This is a genomic window from Agrobacterium sp. a22-2 (genome assembly GCF_012276985.1).
Classification (GTDB): Bacteria; Pseudomonadota; Alphaproteobacteria; order Rhizobiales; family Rhizobiaceae; genus Allorhizobium.
The window spans coordinates 1-431 of the sequence record NZ_JAAXMM010000074.1; the positions used below are offsets into that span (position 1 = coordinate 1).

Here is a 431-nt window from a genome sequence, read left to right on the forward strand (position 1 = left end):
AAACATCAGCGATGCCTCCAACGGTTGCGCGCTGAAAGAAGGTTCCGCCTGCGGCCAGGTGGACCACTGGACGATCACCAGATTCTCCGCCTGATTGACCATGATCATCTGGCCGAAGATCCCCAGCGCCCACAGGGAATGTTTGAGGGAAGCCTGCGGAGCAGGTTCTACGTTAGTCGCATTCACCGGCACTTCGTTGTTCCACCATTGGAATCCGTAAATGCCATCAGGATGCGCCGCCGACACCGAGCCCGCCGCCCGCGTCCAGTTGGACGACTGGGCTACCCAATTTTCCGGTAGGATCTGTTTGCCGTTCGGCAGCTTCCCGTTATGCAGAATGAACTCGCCGAAGCGCCCCCAGTCTTCCAGCGTGGCGTTAAAGCCGTGCGCGCCCACGTCGTGCTGGCCTTTGGCGTAGGCATGCCACACGC

General features: G+C 60.1%; 1 pseudogene. It reads right to left on the bottom strand.

Annotation, left to right across the window (positions count from 1 at the left end):
* Positions 1 to 431: pseudogene (locus tag HFC70_RS26435) on the bottom strand (serine hydrolase); the annotation flags it as partial.